Source organism: Delftia sp. UME58 (assembly GCF_014170385.1).
Lineage (GTDB): Bacteria > Pseudomonadota > Gammaproteobacteria > Burkholderiales > Burkholderiaceae_C > Comamonas > Comamonas acidovorans.
The window spans coordinates 19,975-41,042 of the sequence record NZ_LZZV01000013.1 but is presented as its reverse complement, the minus strand read 5'-3'; the positions used below and the strand labels follow the sequence as shown (position 1 = coordinate 41,042).

The following is a 21,068-nucleotide window of genomic DNA, read 5'->3' as shown; positions in this document are numbered from 1 at the left end:
CCTTTTCGCTTGCTGGGGATTATTGACTGCAACCATAAATCAGGGCGGCCCCGGTTTATTCAACAGGCTCGAACATGGCCTGCAACGGATGGCCCGCCTTCTGGGCGGCCTGCAGCACCTGTTCGACCTTGGTGGCCGCAACATCGCGCGAATACACGCCGCAGACGCCGCGGCCGTCGAGATGGATCTTGAGCATGATCTGGGTGGCCGTTTCGCGGTCCTTGCCGAAGAGTTCCTGCAGGACGATGATGACGAATTCCATGGGCGTGAAGTCATCGTTGAGCATCACGACCTGGTACATCTGCGGCGGCTGCACACGCTGGCGCCGCCGCTCCAGCACCACGGCGCCGTCGTCGTCGGACACGGGCCGCACCGTGGGAATGGCAGGAGGGGTCGAAGGGGGTTGGGTTGCCATGAAAATCATTCTAGCCATCGGAGCCACTGTTTTCCGGAAGGGATATGCGAGGCGTGCCTGAAGAATTCAAGCGCGGTGCCCGCCCGGGATGGCCAGCACGCACCAAAGCAGTGCCTGCTTGCCGCCACCGGGAGCTGCACCACCTTGCGCGTTATTCGTAGACCACCTTGACCTGGGCGCTGCCTGCCTGGGCATACCAGGCGGCCAGGGCCGCGTCGCTGGGATAGAAGCGGCTGCCGTCGCCCAGGGCCAGCTCGCAGCTCGCCGAGCCGCGCTCGTCCTCGCAGACCAGTCCCAGACGCACCTTCATGCCGCGCTGCAGCTCGCCATGCTCGCCCTGCTCCACCACGGCGGGGAACTGGCGCAGCAGGCCGACCACATCGGGCATCCTGTCGCCAACGCTGACCTGCAGGTAGCGCGCGAAGCGGCAGCGCGCATCGGCCAGGTTGAACAGCTGCTGGGCCTTCATGCGCAGGCCGCCGCTGAAATGGTCGAGCTGCAGGCGGCCGGTGATGACGACGAATTCATCATCCTTGAGCAGTTCGCGGTAGGTGTTGAGCGTGTTCTCGTCCACCGAGGCCTCGATCACGCCCGAGCCGTCATCGATCTTGAACAGGCCCAGCCGCCCGCGCTGGCCGTTGATGGCGCGGAAGTCGCTGATGATGCCGGCCAGCGTCTGGGGCTCGCGGCTGTCGCGCAGCTCGGCCAGGGGCGTGCGCACGAAGCGGCGCACCTCTTTCTCGACCTCGTCGAACAGGTGGCCCGAGAGGTAGAAGCCCACCGCCGTCTTTTCCTGGGTCAGCCGCTCCTTCACGCCCCAGGGCAGTGCCTCGACCAGAGGCGGCTCCTGGGTGCTGGAGCCCACGGCGTCATCGCCCATCATGTCGAACAGGCCGCCCTGGTTGGCGTTGGCCAGCGTCTTGTTGCCGAACTCGAAGGCATGGTCGATGGAGGCCACCAGCGACGCCCGGTTGAGCTCGATGGCGTCGAAGGCGCCGCCCTTGATCAGGGCTTCCAGCGTGCGCTTGTTCAGGCGCGTGCGGTCCACGCGCACGCAGAAGTCGGCCAGGCTCTTGAAAGGCCCCTTGTCGGTGCCGCGCGGCCCCACGCCGCGGCCTTCACGCGCCGCAACGATGGCCTCGATGGCCTGCTGGCCCGTGCCCTTGATGGCGCCCAGGCCGTAGCGGATGACCTTGTCGGTGACGGGCTCGAAACGGTACATGCCGCGGTTGACGTCCGGCGGCTCGAAGCTGATGCCCATCTTCAGCGCGTCTTCGTACAACACCTTGAGCTTGTCGGTGTTGTCCATTTCCACGGTCATGTTCCCGCAGTAGAACTCGGCCGTGTAGTGCACCTTGAGCCATGCCGTGTGGTAGGCCAGCAGCGAGTAGGCGGCGGCGTGCGACTTGTTGAAGCCGTAGCCCGCGAACTTTTCCATCAGGTCGAAGACCTCGTCGGCCTTGTCCTCGCTGATGCCCTGCTTGGCCGCGCCCTCGCGGAAGATCCCGCGGTGCATGACCATTTCCTCGACCTTCTTCTTGCCCATGGCACGGCGCAAGAGGTCGGCGCCGCCCAGCGAGTAGCCGCCCAGCACCTGGGCGGTCTGCATCACCTGCTCCTGGTAGACCATGATGCCGTAGGTCTCGGCCAGCACCTGCTCGACCAGCGGGTGCGGGTACTCCACCACTTCCTTGCCGTGCTTGCGCGCGACGAAGCTGGGGATCAGGTCCATGGGACCCGGGCGGTACAGCGCGTTCAGTGCGATCAGGTCTTCCAGGCGGCTGGGCTTGGCGTCGCGCAGCATGCCCTGCATGCCGCGCGATTCAAACTGGAACACGGCTTCGGTCTTGCCCTCGGAGAACAGGTGGTAGGTGCGCGCATCGTCCAGCGGGATGTTCTCGAAGGCGAAGTTCTCCTGGCCCTTGTGGCGCTTGATGATGAACTCGCGCGCGATCTCCAGGATGGTCAGCGTGGCCAGGCCCAGAAAGTCGAACTTCACCAGGCCCACGGCCTCCACATCGTCCTTGTCGTACATGGCCACGGCCGAGTCGCTGCCCGGCTGCTGGTACAGCGGGCAGAAGTCGGCCAGCTTGCCCGGGGCGATCACCACGCCGCCCGCGTGCATGCCGATGTTGCGAGTCATGCCTTCGAGCTTCTGGGCCATTTCGATCAGGGTCTTGACGTCTTCTTCTTTTTCGATGCGCTCGGCCAGCATGGGCTCGGCCTCGATGGCGTAGGTGTACTTGTCGCCCTCCTTCTTCGGGTTGGGCGGGTATTTGAGCGTGACGTGCAGGCCCGGCTTGTTGGGAATGAGCTTGGAGATGCCGTCGCAGAAGGTGTAGCTCATGTCCAGCACGCGGCCCACGTCGCGGATGGCCGCGCGCGCGGCCATGGTGCCGAAGGTGGCGATCTGGCTGACGGCGTCGCGGCCATAGAGCTGCTTCACGTAGTCGATGACGCGGTCGCGGTTGGCCTGGCAGAAGTCCACGTCGAAGTCGGGCATGGACACGCGCTCTGGGTTCAGGAAGCGCTCGAACAGCAGGTTGTATTCCAGCGGGTCCAGGTCCGTGATCTTGAGCACGTAGGCCACCAGCGAGCCCGCGCCCGATCCGCGGCCCGGGCCCACGGGGCAGCCGTTGAGCTTGGCCCACTTGATGAAGTCGCCCACGATGAGGAAGTAGCCCGGAAAGCCCATCTTGAGGATGGTGCCGATCTCGAATTCCAGCCGTTCCACGTAGCGCGGGCGCTGCGCCTCGCGCTTGGCGGGATCGGGATACAGGTGGGTCAGGCGGTCTTCCAGGCCGTTGAAGGATTCGCTGCGGAAGAACTCGTCCATGGTCATGCCGTCAGGCACGGGGAAATTGGGCAGCTGCGGCTTGCCCAGCACCAGGGTCAGGCTGCAGCGGCGCGCGATTTCCACGGTGTTGGCAATGGCGCTGGGAATGTCGGCGAACAGCGCCTGCATCTGCGCTGCGGTCTTGAAATGCTGGTCGCGCGTGAAGCGGCGCACGCGCTTCGGGTTGGCCAGGATTTCGCCTTCGGCGATGCACACGCGCGCTTCGTGGGACTCGTAGTCGTCGGGGCCGAAGAACTGGATGGGGTGCGTGGCCACCACGGGCAGGTTCAGCCGCTCGGCCAGTTGCACGGCAGCCAGCACGTGCGCCTCATCGTCCTGGCGCCCGGCGCGCTGCAGTTCGATGAAGAAACGGTGCGGGAACATGCCTGCCAGCCGCTGGGCCACTGCGGCTGCGCCGGCCTCGTCGCCGCGCATCAAGGCCTGGCCCACGGGGCCGGCCTGGGCACCGGCCAGCACGATCAGCCCCTCGCCCAGCTCCTGCAGCCAGGCCCAGGTGTGCACGGCCTGGCCCTTGACCACGTTGCGGGTCCAGCCACGGGCCAGCAGTTCGGACAGGTTGTGGTAGCCCAGCGGGCTTTGCACCAGCACGATGATGCGCGAGACGGCGGCGCCGTTCTCGCCTTCGATCTGGATTTCCGCGCCCAGCACGGGCTTGACGCCCTTGGCCCGCCCTTCGCGGTAGAACTTGACGCCGCCGAACAGGTTGTTGAAGTCTGTGACGGCCAGTGCGACCTGCCCATCCTCGGCGGCGGCCTTGACGATGGCATTGATGCGGTTGGTTCCGTCCACGACGGAGAATTCGGTGTGCAGGCGCAAATGGACAAACATATGGGCGCCATTGTAGAAAGCTCCGCAAGGCCGGGACCCGTTCACGGCCATGCCTTTGCCGCCGCCCCCGCCTGTGGGGCGGGCATCGCAGGCCGTTACAATGCTTCGGCCCGGTTGCGGGAAAATCAGGCTTTGTGCGGCCCCCAGCGCGGCCCGCTTCCCTGCCCGCCACCCCTCTCACCGCCCTTCGATTGCCCGAGAAACGTCCACCATGCAGCGTATTCCCCTGTCCATCGTTCCCGCCATGCTGGTCGCAGGCGTTCTGACAGCCTGCTCCAGTACGCAGCAAGACCCTACTGCCAAGTGGACCCCGGACCGCATCTATACCGAGGCCCGCGACGAAGCCGCCTCCGGCGCGTTCGACAAGGCCGTTCCGCTGTTCGAGAAGCTCGAAGGCCGTGCCGCCGGCACGCCCCTGGCCCAGCAGGCCCAGCTCGACAAGGCCTATGCCCAGTACAAGAGCGGCGACAAGATCCAGGCCACCGCCACGCTGGACCGCTTCCTGAAGCTGCATCCAGCCAGCCCCGCCACCGACTACGCCCTCTATCTGAAGGGCCTGGTCAACTTCAATGACAACCTGGGCATGTTCTCCTGGCTGTCGCGCCAGGATCTGTCCGAGCGTGACCAGAAGGCCGCCAAGGACTCGTTCGAGTCCTTCCGCGAGCTGGTGACGCGCTTCCCCGAATCGCGCTACGCCGAGGATTCCCGGCTGCGCATGCAGTACATCGTCAACTCGCTGGCGCAGTACGAGGTGCATGTGGCCCGCTACTACTACGGACGCGGCGCCTACGTGGCCGCCATCGCGCGCGCGCAAACGGCCGTCAAGGACTACCAGGGCGTTCCCGCCGTGCGCGAGGCCATGCAGATCCTGGTGAATTCATACGACGCCCTGGGCATGACGCAGCTGCGCGACGACGCGCAGCGCGTGCTGACCGCCTCCTATAGCCAGGAGTCGGACCAGGACCTCACGGCAAAGCAGAAGTCGTGGTGGAAGCTGTGGTGATCGGCGGCGCAGGCTGCGCCAGCGCCTGCAGGGCCTGAGCAAAGGCCGCCTCGTCCACCAGTGTCCGCATGGGCGGCAGCGCGGCACGCAGCCGCCGCCCGTAACCCATGGTGGCCAAACGGGAATCACAGACCACGAGTACGCCGCGATCCGTCTCGCGCCGGATCAGGCGGCCGGCGCCCTGCTTGAGCGCCATGGCGGCCTCGGGCAGCATGTAGTCGGCAAAGGCCTGGCGGCCCACGGATTCCAGACTGCGCGAACGCGCCTCGACCAGCGGATCGTCGGGTGGCGGAAACGGCAGCTTGTCGATGACCACCAGCTGCAGTGCATCGCCCGGCAGGTCCACCCCCTCCCAGAAAGTGGCCGAGGCCACGAGAATGCAGCCCCGCCCCGGGCTCGCCCCCGTGCCTTCCCCGCCTTGCGTGCCTTCCCTGCCTTCTCCGGCCGCAATAAAGCGCTCGATCAAGGCCAGCTTGGGCGCCTGCCCCTGGACCAGCACATCGAGTTCACCAAACAGCCCCAGCGACTGCTGCAGCGCATCGCCTATGGCGTGCAGCGCCCGCAGCGTGGTCGTCAGCACCAGGGTGCGCCCGCCCAGGCGCTGGGCAGCATCCAGCGCCAGGCGCGCCACCTCGGCGCTGTGCGTGGCACTGCCGGCCTGGGCAAAGGGCCGGGGCACGTAAAGCGCCGCCTGCCGCGCATAGTCGAAGGGACTGTCCACGCGCAGCACCTGGGCCTCGCGCAGGCCGCAGGGCTCGGTGAACCAGCTCAGGCGCTCGTCGTCACCCAGCGTGGCCGAGGTGAAGATCCAGGCGGTGCCCGATGGCTGCCGGGGTAGGCCTGCAGCTTCGGGAACGGGCGCGGGCACGCCTTCTTCCTGTTCTTGTGGCTCGGGCACGGGCTGTGCATCCTCTCTCTCTTGCTCTTCCGATCCCTGCGGCTCCTGCGTCAACCCCAACAGCCGCGTGCGCATGATGTGCGCAATGGTCAGCGGGGACTCCAGCATGCGCATCTGCTGGCTGCCCAGCTCCAGCCAGCGCACCGTATCCTGCACGGCGGCGGCGGCGAACGTGGCCAGGCGCCGCAGCAACTCGTTGCCGCGCTCGAACAACCTGCGCAGTTCGGGGTCGCTGACCTGCAGTTGCACCAGCGGTTCCAGCAGTGCCCGCAGGCTGCGCCCCAGCGTGACCAGGGCGGTGCGCCAGCGCTGCGCGTCCAGCCCCTGCGGCGTCACGCCCTGCCAGGGCAGGCGCCCGCCCACCGGTGGCTTGCCCGCCGCCAGGCGCAGTTCGCGCAATGCCTGCTCCACACGTGCCGAGAGCTGCATCCAGTCGGCCATGCCGCGCGCCATCTCCTGGCCGGCGCGCAGCACATCGCGGGCATAGCCCGTCAGTTGCTGGCCCGACAGGCTCTGGCCCGCAAACTGCACGCCGGTGTCGTTGAGCTGGTGGGCCTCGTCCACCACGACCACGCCCACGCTGGGCAGCAACTGGGCCACGCCCGACTCGCGCACATCCAGGTCGGCAAACATCAGGTGGTGGTTGATGACCACCACGTCGGCCTCCAGCGCAGCACGGCGCGCCACGTTGACATGGCAGTCCTGCCAATGCGGGCAGTCGGAACCCAGGCAGTTGTCGCGCGTGGAAGTGACCAGGGGCAGCGCGGGCGAGCGCTCATCCAGCGCAGGCAACTCGCCCAGGTCACCCGTACGCGTGGTGCGCGCCCAGCGCTCGACCAGGGCCACGCTGCGCAGCACCTGCGGGTCCTGCGGCGCCGTGCGGCCCTGGCGCACACGCTCCAGCCGCTCCATGCACAGGTAGGCGCTGCGGCCCTTGAGGCGCGCCATGCGCAGCGGCATGCCCAACGCGGCAACGAGGCGCGGCAGATCGCGGGCATACAGCTGGTCCTGCAGCGCGCGCGTGGCCGTGGACACCAGCAGGCGCTGGCCGCTGAGCAGGGCCGGCACCAGGTAGGCATAGGTCTTGCCCACGCCCGTGCCGGCCTCGACCACCAGGGTCTGGCGCTGCTCGATGGCCTGGGCCACGGCCAGGGCCATGCGGGTCTGCCCCTCGCGCGGCAGGAACAGCGCCTCGGCGCGCGACAGCAGGCCTTGCGGCGCGAAGGCCGCCTGCACGGCGGCGGTCAGGGAATGCAAAGGGCAGGTCCGTTTGTTGAAAAAGAGAGCGCCGCCGGGGTGCGGCGGGCCAGCGCCGGGGACGGTGCTCCGATAATATGCGCCATGACATTGGTGTGCCCATCCACCGCCCCAAGAGCCCACCAAACCAGAGACCATGCAGCCAGCGTACCGACTCCAAGCCGCCACAGGCATCCATCGCGGTGACAGGCAATACCAGCAAGACCAGGTGATGCTCATGGCCCACCCCTATGTACACGGCTGCCTGCTCGGCGTGCTGGCCGACGGCATGGGCGGGCGCAGTGGCGGGCGCAAGGCCTCCGACCAGGTCATGCTCACGGCGCGCCAGCTGTTCGAGCGCTTCGAGCCGGGCAAGGAAGACTGCACGACGCTGCTGGAGAGCATCGTCCACGAGTCGCACATGGTGATCCGGCTGACGGCCATCTCGGCCGAGCAGGAGCCGCACAGCACCATTGCCGCCTTCGTGCTGCTGCCCCAGGGCCGCTGCCACTGGGTGCATTCGGGCGATTCGCGCATCTACCACTACCAGGGCGCGACCATGGTCCACCGCACCAAGGACCACTCCTACGTCCAGTCCCTGGTGGACAGGGGAGAACTCACCGAGTTCGAGGCCCATGTGCATCCCAAGTCCAACATCCTGCTGGGCTGCCTGGGCACCGAGGCCGAGCCGCCCATGAGCCACCACGTGATCGAGCATGTGCATCCGGGCACCACGCTCATGGCCTGCAGCGACGGCGTCTGGCACTACTACACGGCGGAGGAACTGGGCACCGTGCTCAACGCGCTCACGCCGCGCGAGGCCACGGAGTTCCTGATCGACAAGGCACGCGTGCGCGCCCAGGGCGGTGGCGACAACCTGTCGCTGGTGGTGCTCAAGCTCGAGGCACTGGAGCCGGTGACGGCCTGACCACCGGACTCAGGGCGCAGGTGGAGCGGGCAGCGGCGCTGCCTGCGGGCCGCGCTCGCGGGCGGCATCGGCTGCGCGGGCCTTGCGCTCGGCGGCCTCTTTTTGCTTGGCCTCGAACTGGGCGCGGGCGGCGGTGCGCCGCTCCTGCTCCTGTGCGGACTGGCGCTGCTCGATCTGCGCCTGGCGATCACGCTGGTGGCTGGCCTGCTGGGCTGCGCGCTGCTGTGCGTCCTGGGCACGCTGGGCCCTGAGGGCCTGGGTGTCGCGCTGGGCGGCCGGTGGCCGCTCCTTGGCTTGCATGGACGAGGCGGCTTTCTGGGCCTTCTTGGCCTCGATATCCTCAAGGCGCTGGGCGGCGCGCTCCTTGCGCTCCTCATCGTTGAGCTGCAGCTCGCGTTCGCGCAGCGGCTTGTCCTGCTCGCGGGCTTCTTCGCGCGCCTGCCTGAGGCAGTCTTCCACGGCAAAGCGCTGATAGCACTCGGACTCCAGGCCGGTGCGCCGCCGGTCGATGACGGCACGCTGGGCCGCGATCTCGGCGCGTGCGGCCTTGCGCTCGGCCTGGACCTGCTTTGCAGCCTGGACGCGTTCCTGCCGCGCATCGGCATCGGCATCCACGCCGGCATCCGCAGCCATGGCCGGGCCGGCCAGCACAAGGCAGGCCAGCGCAGCGCCCAGGGGAGCGGGCAGTTTCTTCAAAAGGGCGAAAGCAGAGGTAGGCAGTTTCAGCATGTACAGGTCCGGCAAACGACGCCAGCGGCCGGGACCGGCCTCAGGTCAGGCTGGTGTCCACCACACGGCGCTCCAGCGCCAGGAATTCCTTGGACTGCATCTCGTTCAGGCGCGAGACGGTGCGGGGGAACTCATGGGCCAGCGGGCCCTCAGTGTAAAGCTGCTCGGGCGGCACGGCGGCCGAGATGACCAGCTTGACCCTGCGGTCGTACAGCACGTCCACCAGCCAGGTGAAGCGCCGCGCGGGCGATGCCATGTTGACCGGCATATAGGGCACGTCGGACAGCAGCACGGTGTGGAACTGGCTTGCGATCTCCAGGTAGTCGTTCTGCGAGCGCGGGCCGCCGCACAGCTCGCGGAAGTCGAACCAGACCACGCCACCGGCGCGGCGGCGCGCACGGATCTCGCGCGCCTCGATGTGCAGCACCGGGTCTTCGTCCTTGACTTCGGCCAGCTTGTCGAAGGTTTCGGTCATGGCCGCATCGGCCTGTGCACCCAGGGGAGTGTGATAGAGCCGGGCATTTTCCAGCGTGCGGCGGCGGTAGTCCGTGCCGTTGTCCACGTTGACGACTTCCATGCGCTCGTTGAGCAGGTCGATGGCCGGCAGGATGCGGTCGCGGTGCAGGCCGCCCGGGTACAGTTCGTCGGGCTTGAAGTTGGAGGTGGTGACAAAGCCCACGCCGTTGGCGAACAGCGAGACCAGCAACCGGTGCAGGATCATCGCGTCCGTGATGTCGGCGACGTGGAATTCGTCGAAGCAGATCAGCTTGTACTTCTTGGAGATGCGGGCACCCAGCACGTCCAGCGGGTTCTGCGTGCCCTGCAGCACGGCGAGCTCGCGGTGGACCTCGCGCATGAATTCGTGGAAATGCAGGCGCACCTTGCGCCTGAGCGGCACGGCGTTGAAGAAGCAGTCCATGAGAAAGCTCTTGCCGCGCCCCACCCCGCCGTACATGTAGACGCCGCGGGGAATCTCGGGATGGTTGATGAGCTTCTTGAAGGCGTTGGAGCGGCGCTGGCGGTAGACCGCCCAGTCGTCGGCACAGCGCTGCAGCGCCTCGACGGCGCGCAACTGCGCAGGATCACTGTGAAAGCCCTTGGCTACCAGTTCGGCCTCGTAGGCCTCTCGCACTGAAACGCTCATGCAGCATCAACCATTCGCTATGTATTCAGAAGCTGAAAACGCTTGCAGGGCAAGCGCTTTCAGGTCTTTGGCTTGGGCTAGATGGCTAGCCTGGCACTCAGAAATTCAGAGTGCGCTTGTCAACGGCCAGTGCCGCTTCCTTGGTGGCCTCGGACAGCGAGGGGTGGGCGTGGCAGATGCGGGCGATGTCTTCGCTCGATGCCTTGAACTCCATGGCGACCACGGCTTCGGAGATCAGCTCCGAGACCATGGGGCCGACCATGTGCACGCCCAGGATTTCGTCGGTCTCGGCATCGGCCAGGAACTTGACCATGCCCGTGGTGTCGCCCAGGGCGCGCGCGCGGCCGTTGGCCAGGAAGGGGAAGCTGCCGGCCTTGTACTTGACGCCCTGCTCCTTGAGTTGCTGCTCGGTGCGGCCCACCCATGCGATTTCGGGGCTGGTGTAGATCACCCAGGGAATGGTGCCGAAGTTCACATGGCCATGCTGGCCGGCAATGCGCTCGGCCACGGCCACGGCCTCTTCCTCGGCCTTGTGCGCCAGCATCGGGCCGCGCACCACGTCGCCTACGGCCCAGACGCCGGGCAGGCTGGTCTTGCAGTCGTCATCGACCACGACGCAGCCGCGCTCGTCCAGAGCCAGGCCCACGGCCTCGGCATTGAGGCCGGCCGTGTTGGCGGTGCGGCCGATGGAGATGATCAGCTTGTCGGCCTCCAGCGCCTGGGCTTCACCCTTGGCGTTGGTGTAGGCGATGGAAACGCCCTTCTTGCCGCTCTTGATTTCGCCGATCTTCACGCCCAGCTCGATCTTCAGGCCTTGCTTGTCGAACGCCTTCTTGGCTTCCTTGGCGATCTGCTCGTCCACGGCGGACAGGAACTTGTCCATGCCTTCGAGCACGACCACTTCCGTGCCCAGGCGGCGCCAGACCGATCCCATTTCCAGGCCGATCACGCCAGCGCCGATCAGGGCCAGCTTCTTCGGGGCCTTGCCCAGGCGCAGGGCGCCGTCGTTGGACAGGATGTTCTCTTCATCGAAAGGCACGCCGGGCAGCGCGCGGGCGCTGGAGCCCGTGGCGACCACGATCTGCTTGCCCGTCAGCACTTCCTCTTCCTTGCCGGCAACCTTGATCTCGTAGCCGCCCTCGACCGCCTTGACGAACGAGCCACGGCCGTGGAAGAAGGTGACCTTGTTCTTCTTGAACAGGTACAGGATGCCGTCGTTGTTCTGCTTCACGACCGCATCCTTGCGGGCGATCATCTTGGCCACGTCCATCTCGACCTTGCCGGTGGAGATGCCATGGTCGGCAAAGTGCAGATTGGCGTGCTCGAAGTGCTCGGACGACTGCAGCAGGGCCTTGGAGGGAATGCAGCCCACGTTGGTGCAGGTGCCGCCCGGAGCGGCGCCGCCAGCGGCGTTCTTCCACTCGTCGATACAGGCCACGTTGAAGCCCAGTTGTGCGGCACGGATGGCGGCGATGTAGCCGCCGGGGCCGGCGCCGATGACGATGACGTCGAATTGCTTGCTCATTTGTCTTCTACCTTTATCAAATCGGCGATCAGCCCCTGAGTCAAAAGGACGTACCCCGTGCTGGAGGAAATCGGAACACCAGCGTTCAGATTTTTGAAAACCGGGGTGTTCAAGGAAACCCTGCACACGGCAAGAAACGGTGCGTTGATGCAGGCATTGCCTTCATCGTCCGTCAGTTTCCACTCTCCATGGGGCGAAAGAGGCAGACCGGCGAGGTCCAATACGCTCCAATTGCCAGAATCATCCTGCCTGATCCTGACGCTGGGTTTGCCAGCTTGATTTTCACAGGCCTGCTGCAGCGCAGGCGCCATCTCGGCAGACGCACGAATGGACTGGCAGTCCATCCGGTAGTCGCCGATCAGTCGAGCCTGCGCTGGCTGCACCGTCGGACGGAACGTCCCGCACGATGCAAGCAGCAGTGCCGATGCCACAGTTGCCATGGCAGTCTGCAGCATGTCTTCTCTTCGATTTACAGGTCGAACAGCAGGCGCGAAGGATCTTCCAGCGCGTCCTTCATGGCCACCAGGCCCAGCACGGCTTCGCGGCCGTCGATGATGCGGTGGTCATAGGACATGGCCAGATAGTTCATCGGGCGGACCACGACCTGGCCGTTCTCGACCATGGCGCGGTCCTTGGTGGCGTGCACGCCCAGGATGGCCGACTGGGGCGGGTTGATGATGGGGGTGGACATCATCGAGCCGAAGGTGCCGCCGTTGGAGATGGAGAAGGTGCCGCCGGTCATTTCTTCAATGCCCAGCTTGCCTTCGGCAGCCTTCTTGCCGAATTCGGCAATCTTCTTTTCGATGTCGGCGAAGCTCATCTGGTCTGCATTGCGCAGGATGGGCACCACCAGGCCACGGGGCGAACCCACGGCGATACCGATGTCGAAGTAGCCGTGGTAGACGATGTCGTTGCCGTCCACGGAAGCATTGAGCACGGGGTACTTCTTCAGGGCGTGCACTGCCGCCTTGACGAAGAAGGACATGAAGCCCAGCTTGGTGCCGTGTTCCTTGGTGAAGGCGTCCTGGAACTTCTTGCGCAGGTCCATCACCGGGGCCATGTTCACTTCGTTGAACGTGGTCAGGATGGCGTTGGTGGACTGCGACTGCAGCAGGCGCTCGGCCACGCGGGCACGCAGGCGGCTCATGGGCACGCGCTGCTCGGGACGGCCGCTGAGGTCTTCCTTGGCAGCGGGAGCCGACACCTGGGGCAGCGCCTTGGTGGGCACGCCGGTGGGGATGACGGCAGCCGTGGACTGCACGCCGCCCTTGATGGCGGCCAGGGCGTCGCCCTTGGTCACCCGGCCATCCTTGCCGGAGCCAGCCACGCCGGCGGCCGACAGGTTGTTCTCGGCCAGCAGCTTGGCAGCGGCGGGCATGGCGACATCACCCTTGCTGCCACCGGTGGCGGCCGCGGCTGCGGGCGCCGCAGCGGGAGCGGCTGCAGCGGCGGGAGCGGCTGCAGGAGCGGCAGCGGCCACGCCGGCCACGCCTTCGGTGTCGATCTTGGCGATCAGCTGCTCGGCCACCACGGTGGCGCCGTCACCTTGCACGATCTCGGCCAGCACGCCAGCGGCGGGCGCGGGCACTTCGAGCACGACCTTGTCGGTTTCGATCTCGATGAGGATCTCATCGACTGCAACCGCTTCGCCGGCCTTCTTCTTCCAGGTCAGCATGGTGGCCTCAGCGATGGACTCGGACAGCTGGGGAACTTTGACTTCAACGATAGCCATTTGTGATTCTTTCCAAAAGTGTTCTGTACTGATACGTAGCGGGTGGGGGCTGCCTTACTTGTTCAGGACAAAACCCTTGAGCTTGGAGAACGCGCCTTCCACCAGGGCCTTTTGCTGCTCCTGGTGCAGGTGTGCGTAACCCACGGCGGGCGATGCGGAGGCAGCGCGGCCGGAGTAGCCCAGCTTCTGGCCATCGAGCATGTTCTCGTGGATGTAGTGCTGCACGAAGAACCAGGCGCCCTGGTTCTGCGGCTCGTCCTGGCACCAGACGATCTCGGTGGCGTTGCCGAACTTCTTGAGTTCAGCGGCGAAGGCTTTGTGCGGGAAGGGGTACAGCTGTTCGACGCGGATGATGGCGACGTCCTTGCTTTCCTTCTCGGCGCGCTTCTTGACCAGGTCGTAGTAGACCTTGCCCGAGCATGCGATCACGCGCTTGACCTTGGCCGCGTTCTTCACGACGGCTTCGTCCTGCTCGGGGATCACGGTCTGGAAGCCACCGCTGGTGAACTCGGACAGCGGCGAGGTCGCATCCTTGTTACGCAGCAGCGACTTGGGCGTCATGATGACCAGCGGCTTGCGCAGCGGGCGCACCATCTGGCGACGCAGCACGTGGAAGATCTGGCTGGCCGTGGTGGGCTGCACGATCTGCATGTTGGCGTCGGCGGCCAGCTGCATGAAGCGCTCCAGGCGTGCCGAGCTGTGCTCGGGGCCCTGGCCTTCATAGCCGTGCGGCAGCATCAGCGTCAGGCCGTTGATGCGGCCCCACTTGACTTCACCGGAGGCGATGAACTGGTCGATCACCACCTGGGCGCCGTTGGCGAAGTCGCCGAACTGGGCTTCCCAGATCACCAGGGTGTTGGGATCGTTCGACGCGTAGCCGTACTCGAAGCCCAGCACGGCCTCTTCGGACAGGATGGAGTCGATGACGGTGAACGGAGCCTGGCTGTCGGCCACGTTCTGCAGCGGGATGTAGGTGCCTTCGCTCCACTTTTCACGCTTTTGGTCATGGATGACCGAATGGCGGTGGGTGAAGGTGCCGCGGCCGCAGTCCTCGCCCGACAGGCGCACGGGGTAGCCCGATGCGACCAGCGATGCGAAGGCCATGTGCTCGCCCATGCCCCAGTCCACGTTGACGTCGCCGCGGCCCATGGCTGCGCGGTCGTCATAGACCTTCTTGACCAGCGCGTGCGGCGTCACGGTCTCGGGGATGGTGGTGATGCGTTCGGCCAGGCGCTTCCATTCGGTCAGCGGGATGGCGGTGTCGCCAGCGTCGGTCCAGGTCTTGCCCAGGAACGGGCTCCAGTCCACGGCGTACTTGCTCTTGAAGTTCGTCAGCACCGGGTCCACGGTGTGGCGGCCTTCGTCCATGGCGGCGCGGTAGGCCTTGGCCATGTCGTCGCCCAGCGTCTCGCCCAGGCCTTGCGTGGCCAGCTTGTCGGCGTACAGCTTGCGGGTACCGGGGTGGGCGCCGATCTTCTTGTACATCAGCGGCTGGGTCAGGGCAGGCGTGTCCTGCTCGTTGTGGCCCAGCTTGCGGAAGCAGACGATATCCACGACCACGTCCTTGGAGAATTCCATGCGGAATTCCAGCGCCAGCTGCACGGCCAGTGCCACGGCTTCCGGATCATCGCCGTTCACGTGCAGCACGGGCGACTCGATCATCTTGACGATGTCGGTGCAGTACAGCGTGGAGCGGGTATCGCGCGGATCGGAGGTGGTGAAGCCGATCTGGTTGTTGATGATGATGTGCACCGTACCGCCCGTGGTGTAGCCACGGGTCTGGGCCAGCGCCAGGGTTTCCTGGTTCACGCCCTGACCGGCAAAGGCGGCATCGCCGTGCACCAGCACGGGCAGCACCTGCTTGCCGTGCGGGTCGTCGCGGCGGTCCATGCGCGAGCGCACCGAGCCTTCGACCACGGGGTTGACGATTTCCAGGTGCGAGGGATTGAAGGCCAGCGACAGGTGGACAGGGCCGCCGGCGGTGGACACGTCGGAGCTGAAGCCCTGGTGGTACTTCACGTCGCCCGAGGGCAGGTCTTCGGGAGCGGTGTGGTCGAACTCGGCGAACAGGTCCTTGGGCATCTTGCCCAGGGTGTTGACCAGCACGTTCAGGCGGCCGCGGTGGGCCATGCCGATCACGACTTCCTGCACGCCCTTCTGGCCGGCGGCGTTGATCAGCTCGTCCATGGCGACGATGAAGCTTTCGCCACCTTCCAGCGAGAAGCGCTTCTGGCCGACGTACTTGGTGTGCAGGTAGCGTTCCAGGCCTTCGGCAGCCGTCAGGCGGTCGAGGATGCGCTTTTTCCGGCTGGCGTCAAAGCTGGGCTTGGTACGGCTGGTTTCCAGCTTCTGCTGCCACCAGCGCTTTTGCGTCTGGTCGGTGGCATACATGTACTCGGTGCCCAGGGTGCCGCAGTAGGTCTCGCGCAGCGCGTTCATCAGCTCGCGCAGCGACATGCTTTCCTTGCCGAAGAAGGTGTTGCTCGTGTTGAACACCGTTTCCTGGTCGGCATCGGTGAAGCCGTAGAACGACGGCTCCAGCTCGGGAATTTCGGGGCGCTCGGTGCGCTTGAGGGGATCGAGATCGGCCCAGCGTGCGCCGACATTGCGGTAGGCGGCGATCAGCTGCTGGACGGCGGTGCGCTTGCGGCCCAGCTCGGAGTCGGCGCCGGATGCCACGACCACCTTGGTGCCGCCTTGCTTGGCGCGCTCAGCGAAAGCGTTGATGACGGGCTGGTGCGGGACGTCCTTGGAGTCCGTGCCGTCGACTGCGGGCACATGTTGCAGTGCATCAAAGTACTCGCGCCAGGAATCCGGCACGCTACCGGGGTTGGCCAGGTAGTTCTCGTACATTTCTTCGACGTAGGGGGCATTGCCGCCGAAGAGGTAAGTATTGCCTTGATAGGCTTGGTAGACCGACGTCTGATCGCTCATATTGCGCTGACCTCCGCCTCCCTGAAGGAGGCATTAGCTGGTTTGTAGAACCTTCCGCGACACGGCTGTACCGATTGGCGGATGCGACTGTGGCTGGGGAAGGGCCTGGTTGCGACCGCCATTGTGCCACCGTTCAAACATCGCAGCAGGGCAGTTACCAAGCGATTACCTGGACCCTCCGGGAGTTCCCGCAGTCGCGTACATTGGCGCATCTTCCGAACGGACCGACAGATGAACCTGCTGCCCCTACACAAACGCACTTTCATGCTGCTGCTGATCGCGGCGACCATCGGCTTCGGCGCCGTGCTCTGGGAGTTCATGGGGGCCATTTTCTGGGGCGTCGCCCTGGCCATCCTGTTCTCGCCGCTGCACCGGCGCCTGCTGGCGCGCATGCCCCGGCGCACCAATCTCGCCGCCCTGTCCACCCTGCTGCTGTGCCTGGTGATCGCCATCCTGCCGCTGGCGCTGATCGGCGCCTCGCTGGTGCGCGAGGCCTCGGTGATCTATGAGCGCGTCAACAGCGGCAACCTGGACGCGGGCACCTATCTGCAACAGATCATGGATGCCCTGCCCTCCTGGGTGACGCCCTGGCTGGAGAGGTTGCACCTGGGCTCGCTGGCCGAGCTGCAGGACAAGCTGTCCAGCATCGCCATGCAGGCCTCCAAGCTGGCGGCCACCAAGGCGCTGGGCATAGGCCAGAACACCTTCGGCTTCCTGGTGGGCTTTTGCGTGATGCTGTACCTGCTGTTCTTCCTGCTGCGCGACGGCCGTGACCTGACCCAGCGCATCCGCATGGCGATTCCGCTGCAGGCCGACCACAAGGCCGAGCTGTCGAGCAAGTTCACCACCGTGATCCGCGCCACCGTCAAGGGCAACCTGGCCGTGGCCGCCTCCCAGGGCGCGCTGGGCGGGCTGATCTTCTGGATCCTGGGCATCCAGGGCCCCGTGCTGTGGGGCGTGGTCATGGCCTTCCTCTCGCTGCTGCCCGCCGTGGGCGCGGGCCTGATCTGGGCACCCGTGGCCATCTACTTCCTGGCCACGGGCGCCGTGGGCAAGGGCGTGATCCTCATCGCCTACGGCGTGCTGGTGATCGGCCTGGTGGACAACGTGCTGCGCCCGCTGCTGGTGGGCAAGGACACGAAGATGCCCGACTACATCGTGCTGATCTCGACGCTGGGCGGCATGGCTCTCTTCGGACTGACGGGTTTTGTGATAGGGCCCGTGATCGCGGCCCTGTTCATGGCGATCTGGGACATGTTCACGCGCATGCAAGTGCAGGATGAGGAAAAGCGCCGCCAAATCGCAAAATCGATGGCCCAGGCAGGTGTGGCGCATGCTGAATATCAGACATCGGATGATATGGACCTCAAGCAAGAACCACACGATCCCCGCCCGCACGCACGCTGAGCCTGCTCCGGCCCCTCCCTCTGGGCAGGGACCGGAAATCAAATTCCAGGCCTTCAACGGTTGCAAATGGATCGCATTCGCGCAATAGCCAGGATTGATCGAATTCATTAATCCATCCAATGAATGGCGGATTGATATAAAACAAAATGTCCGAAGCCCTGAATCCAGATAATCATTTCACCTGATGATCCCGCCGGGCGGCGCCCCGGCAAGCCCCGCGCAGCAAGGGCTGGCGTGGAGCTTGCGCGCGAATGCCGCACAGGCGGACTCAGGATTAAGGGTTATTTCCCGGATTGATTCCGGGGTGCACTCGTAGAATTTGCTTACAAGCGTCAATTTCTATTAGAAGGTACCCCACATGGTCCAATTCTCCAGACGCCAGTTCATGAAAGTGACTGGTTCGACTCTGGCCGGATCCAGCCTGGCGTTGATGGGCTTCTCGCCCACTGCCGCCCTGGCTGAAGTGCGCCAGTTCAAGCTGGCCGCCACCACGGTCACCCGCCAGACCTGTACCTACTGCTCGGTAGGCTGCGGCATCCTGATGTATTCGCTGAGCGACGGCGTCAAGAACGCCAAGCTGTCGGTGATCCACGTCGAGGGCGATCCGGACCACCCCGTCAACCGCGGCACGCTGTGTCCCAAGGGCGCTTCGCTGCTGGATTTCGTCCATAGCCCGCACCGCCTGAAGTACCCCGAATACCGCGCCCCCGGCTCCAGCGAGTGGAAGCGCATGTCCTGGGACGAGGCGCTGACGCGCATCACCAAGCTGCTCAAGGACGATCGCGACGCGAACTTCGTCGAGCAAAACGACAAGGGCCAGACGGTGAACCGCTGGCTGACCACCGGCATGCTGGCCGCCTCGGCCTCCAGCAACGAAGCCGGTTACGTCACGCACAAGGTTGCCCGTTCCTGGGGCCTGCTCGCACTCGATAACCAAGCACGTGTCTGACACGGCCCGACGGTGGCAGGTCTTGCCCCGACGTTTGGCCGTGGAGCGATGACGAACCATTGGGTCGACATCAAGAACGCGGACGTTATCCTGATCATGGGCGGCAATGCCGCTGAAGCACATCCCTGCGGTTTCAAGTGGGTGACCGAAGCGAAGGAGCACAACGGTGCGCACTTCATGGTGGTCGATCCGCGCTTCAACCGCTCCGCCTCCGTGGCCGATTTCTACGCCCCCATCCGGTCGGGCTCGGACATCGTGTTCCTGGGTGGCGTGATCAACTATCTGCTCACGAACGACAAGATCCATCACGAATACGTGAGGAACTACACCGACTTCTCGTACATCGTGAAGGAGGAGTTCGCGTTCGACGAAGGCATCTTCTCGGGCTACGACCCGCAGACACGCAAATACGACAAGTCCAGCTGGGACTACGAACTCGACGCCGACGGCTACGTGAAGGTGGACGCCAGCCTGCAGCATCCGCGCTGCGTGTACCAATGGCTCAAGCGCCACTACGCCAGCTACACGCCCGAGAAGGTGGAGAGCGCCTGCGGCACGCCCAAGGAAAAATTCCTGCACGTGTGCGAGAAGCTGGCATCGACCGCTGTGCCGGGCCGCGTCGCGACCATCCTGTACGCACTGGGCTGGACACAGCACACCACGGGCGCGCAGATCCTGCGCACGGGCGCCATGGTCCAGCTGCTGCTGGGCAATATCGGCGTGGCCGGTGGCGGCATGAACGCGCTGCGCGGGCACTCCAACATCCAGGGCCTGACGGACCTGGGCATCCTGTCTGCCTCGCTGCCCGGCTACCTGACGCTGCCCAACGAAGGCGAGCAGGACTACCAGAAGTACATCGACGCGCGCACGCCCAAGGCCATGCGCCCGGGCCAGATGAACTACTGGTCGAACACGCCCAAGTTCCACGTGAGCCTGATGAAGGCCTGGTGGGGACCGGCGGCCACGGCCGAGAACAACTGGGCCTTCAACTACCTGCCCAAGCTGGACAGGCAGTACGACATGCTGCAGGTGTTCGACCTGATGGCGCAGGGCAAGATCAACGGCTACATCGCCCAGGGCTTCAACCCGCTGGCGGCCCTTGCGAACAGCAACAATGTGCGCGAAGGCCTCAAGAAGCTGAAGTTCCTGGTGATCATGGACCCGCTGGTCACCGAGACATCGGAGTTCTGGCAGAACCACGGCGAGTTCAACGACGTGGATCCGGCATCGATCCAGACCGAGGTGTTCCGCCTGCCCACGACCTGCTTTGCCGAGGAGGACGGCGCCGTCGTCAGCTCCTCGCGCGTGCTGCAGTGGCACTGGAAGGCGGCCGAGCCCCCGGGCGAGGCCAAGACCGACATTGCCATCATGTCGGCCCTGCACCTGCGCCTGAAGCAGGCCTACGAGAAGGACGGCGGCAAGTTCCCCGAGCCGATCACCAAGCTGTGGTGGCCCTACGCCCATGCCGATCATCCGACCTCGGAAGAGATCGCCAAGGAGTACAACGGCCGCGCCCTGGTGGACCTGTTCGACCCCAAGGACCCCACCAAGCTCATCCGCAAGGCCGGCGAGCAGCTGGCCGGCTTCGGCGAGATGCGCGACGACGGCACGACGATGGGCGGCTGCTGGATCTGGGCAGGCTGCTGGACCTCGTCCGGCAACCAGATGGCCCGGCGCGACAACAGCGACCCCACGGGCATAGGCAACACGCTGAACTGGGCCTGGGCCTGGCCGGCCAACCGCCGCGTGCTCTACAACCGCGCCTCCTGCGACCGCAACGGCCAGCCGTTCGACCCCAAGCGCACGCTGATCCGCTGGAACGGCAAGGCCTGGGGCGGCGCCGACGTGCCCGACATGGGCCCGACCATGCCGCCGGAGACCACCGATCCGTTCATCATGAACCCCGAGGGCGTGGCGCGTTTCTTCGCCCGCAAGGGCATGAACGAGGGACCGTTCCCCACCCACTACGAGGCCTTCGACAACCCGCTGGGATACAACCCCATGTATCCCGACAACAAGCTGGCGGTCATCAACCCGGCCACGCGCATCTTCGACTCCGTCAAGGATTCGGCGGGCTCGCCCAGCGAGTTCCCGCACGTGGGCACGACGTACCGCCTGACCGAGCACTTCCACTACTGGACCAAGCACGTTCAGCTGAACAACATCGTTCAGCCCGAGCAGTTCGTGGAGATCGGCGAGGCGCTGGCCAAGGAACTGGGCATCGAGACCGGCCAGCATGTGAAGGTCAGCTCCAAGCGCGGCTTCGTCAAGGCCGCCGCCGTGGTGACCAAGCGCATCAAGCCCATGAAGATCGATGGCAAGACCATCCACCACGTGGGCGTGCCCATCCACTGGGGCTTCTCGTCGACGGGCCGCAAGGGCTACATGGCCAACAACCTGACGGCATCGGTGGGCGATGGCAACAGCCTTACCCCGGAATCCAAGACCTTCCTCGTGAAGGTGGAAAAGGTTTAAGGAGCAGC

At 65.5% G+C, this 21,068-nt stretch carries 13 protein-coding genes; 4 read left to right on the top strand and 9 right to left on the bottom strand.

The window, feature by feature from the left end:
• Positions 1-55: 55 nt before the first annotated feature.
• Both clpS and dnaE read right to left on the bottom strand, forming a co-directional pair.
• A complete protein-coding gene (gene clpS / locus A9976_RS03665) occupies positions 56-433 on the bottom strand; it encodes an ATP-dependent Clp protease adapter ClpS (RefSeq protein ID WP_016454840.1) in 378 nt (125 codons plus the stop codon).
• 133 nt (positions 434-566) lie between these two features.
• The gene (dnaE, locus tag A9976_RS03660) at positions 567-4,100 is read right to left on the bottom strand and encodes a DNA polymerase III subunit alpha (RefSeq protein WP_183017859.1); all 3,534 of its coding nucleotides are present in this window, start codon (positions 4,098-4,100) and stop codon (positions 567-569) included.
• A gap of 211 nt (positions 4,101-4,311) precedes the next feature.
• Between dnaE and A9976_RS03655 the strand changes: the two genes are divergently transcribed.
• A complete protein-coding gene (locus tag A9976_RS03655) occupies positions 4,312-5,103 on the top strand; it encodes an outer membrane protein assembly factor BamD (RefSeq protein WP_183017858.1) in 792 nt (263 codons plus the stop codon).
• Here A9976_RS03655 and A9976_RS03650 read toward each other — a convergent pair.
• Positions 5,066-7,258 (bottom strand): ATP-dependent DNA helicase, encoded by a 2,193-nt coding sequence (locus A9976_RS03650; RefSeq protein ID WP_183017857.1) that lies wholly within the window; start codon positions 7,256-7,258, stop codon positions 5,066-5,068. The genes A9976_RS03655 and A9976_RS03650 overlap by 38 nt on opposite strands.
• Positions 7,259-7,394: 136 nt before the next feature.
• Between A9976_RS03650 and A9976_RS03645 the strand changes: the two genes are divergently transcribed.
• Entirely contained in the window at positions 7,395-8,165 is a 771-nt protein-coding gene (locus A9976_RS03645; protein ID WP_183017856.1) for a PP2C family serine/threonine-protein phosphatase, read from the top strand.
• A gap of 9 nt (positions 8,166-8,174) precedes the next feature.
• Here the strand turns inward: A9976_RS03645 and A9976_RS03640 are convergent, their stop codons facing one another.
• From A9976_RS03640 to A9976_RS03615, 6 genes are all read right to left on the bottom strand, one after another.
• On the bottom strand, positions 8,175-8,894 hold the full coding sequence (locus A9976_RS03640; RefSeq protein ID WP_183017855.1) for a hypothetical protein: 720 nt from the start codon (positions 8,892-8,894) through the stop codon (positions 8,175-8,177).
• A 40-nt stretch (positions 8,895-8,934) separates the two neighbouring features.
• Positions 8,935-10,038: a cell division protein ZapE gene (gene zapE / locus A9976_RS03635; RefSeq protein ID WP_013802657.1), complete on the bottom strand. Its 1,104-nt coding sequence runs from the start codon at positions 10,036-10,038 to the stop codon at positions 8,935-8,937.
• Positions 10,039-10,135: 97 nt separating this feature from the next.
• Positions 10,136-11,563 (bottom strand): dihydrolipoyl dehydrogenase, encoded by a 1,428-nt coding sequence (lpdA, locus tag A9976_RS03630; RefSeq protein ID WP_183017854.1) that lies wholly within the window; start codon positions 11,561-11,563, stop codon positions 10,136-10,138.
• On the bottom strand, positions 11,560-12,018 hold the full coding sequence (locus A9976_RS03625) for a hypothetical protein (RefSeq protein WP_183017853.1): 459 nt from the start codon (positions 12,016-12,018) through the stop codon (positions 11,560-11,562). Before A9976_RS03625 ends, lpdA begins: the two co-directional genes overlap by 4 nt.
• A gap of 14 nt (positions 12,019-12,032) precedes the next feature.
• Positions 12,033-13,295 (bottom strand): 2-oxoglutarate dehydrogenase complex dihydrolipoyllysine-residue succinyltransferase, encoded by a 1,263-nt coding sequence (gene odhB / locus A9976_RS03620; protein ID WP_183017852.1) that lies wholly within the window; start codon positions 13,293-13,295, stop codon positions 12,033-12,035.
• A gap of 54 nt (positions 13,296-13,349) precedes the next feature.
• Complete coding sequence (locus A9976_RS03615) at positions 13,350-16,229, bottom strand: 2-oxoglutarate dehydrogenase E1 component (RefSeq protein WP_183017851.1); 2,880 nt, start codon at positions 16,227-16,229, stop codon at positions 13,350-13,352.
• Positions 16,230-16,460: 231 nt separating this feature from the next.
• Between A9976_RS03615 and A9976_RS03610 the strand changes: the two genes are divergently transcribed.
• Positions 16,461-17,636 carry an AI-2E family transporter gene (locus A9976_RS03610; RefSeq protein ID WP_183017850.1) on the top strand — a complete coding sequence of 392 codons (1,176 nt, stop codon included), beginning with the start codon at positions 16,461-16,463 and terminating at the stop codon, positions 17,634-17,636.
• A 358-nt stretch (positions 17,637-17,994) separates the two neighbouring features.
• Positions 17,995-21,060, top strand: coding sequence for a formate dehydrogenase-N subunit alpha (fdnG, locus tag A9976_RS03605; RefSeq protein ID WP_183017849.1), 3,066 nt, complete (start codon positions 17,995-17,997; stop codon positions 21,058-21,060).
• Positions 21,061-21,068 lie beyond the last annotated feature (8 nt).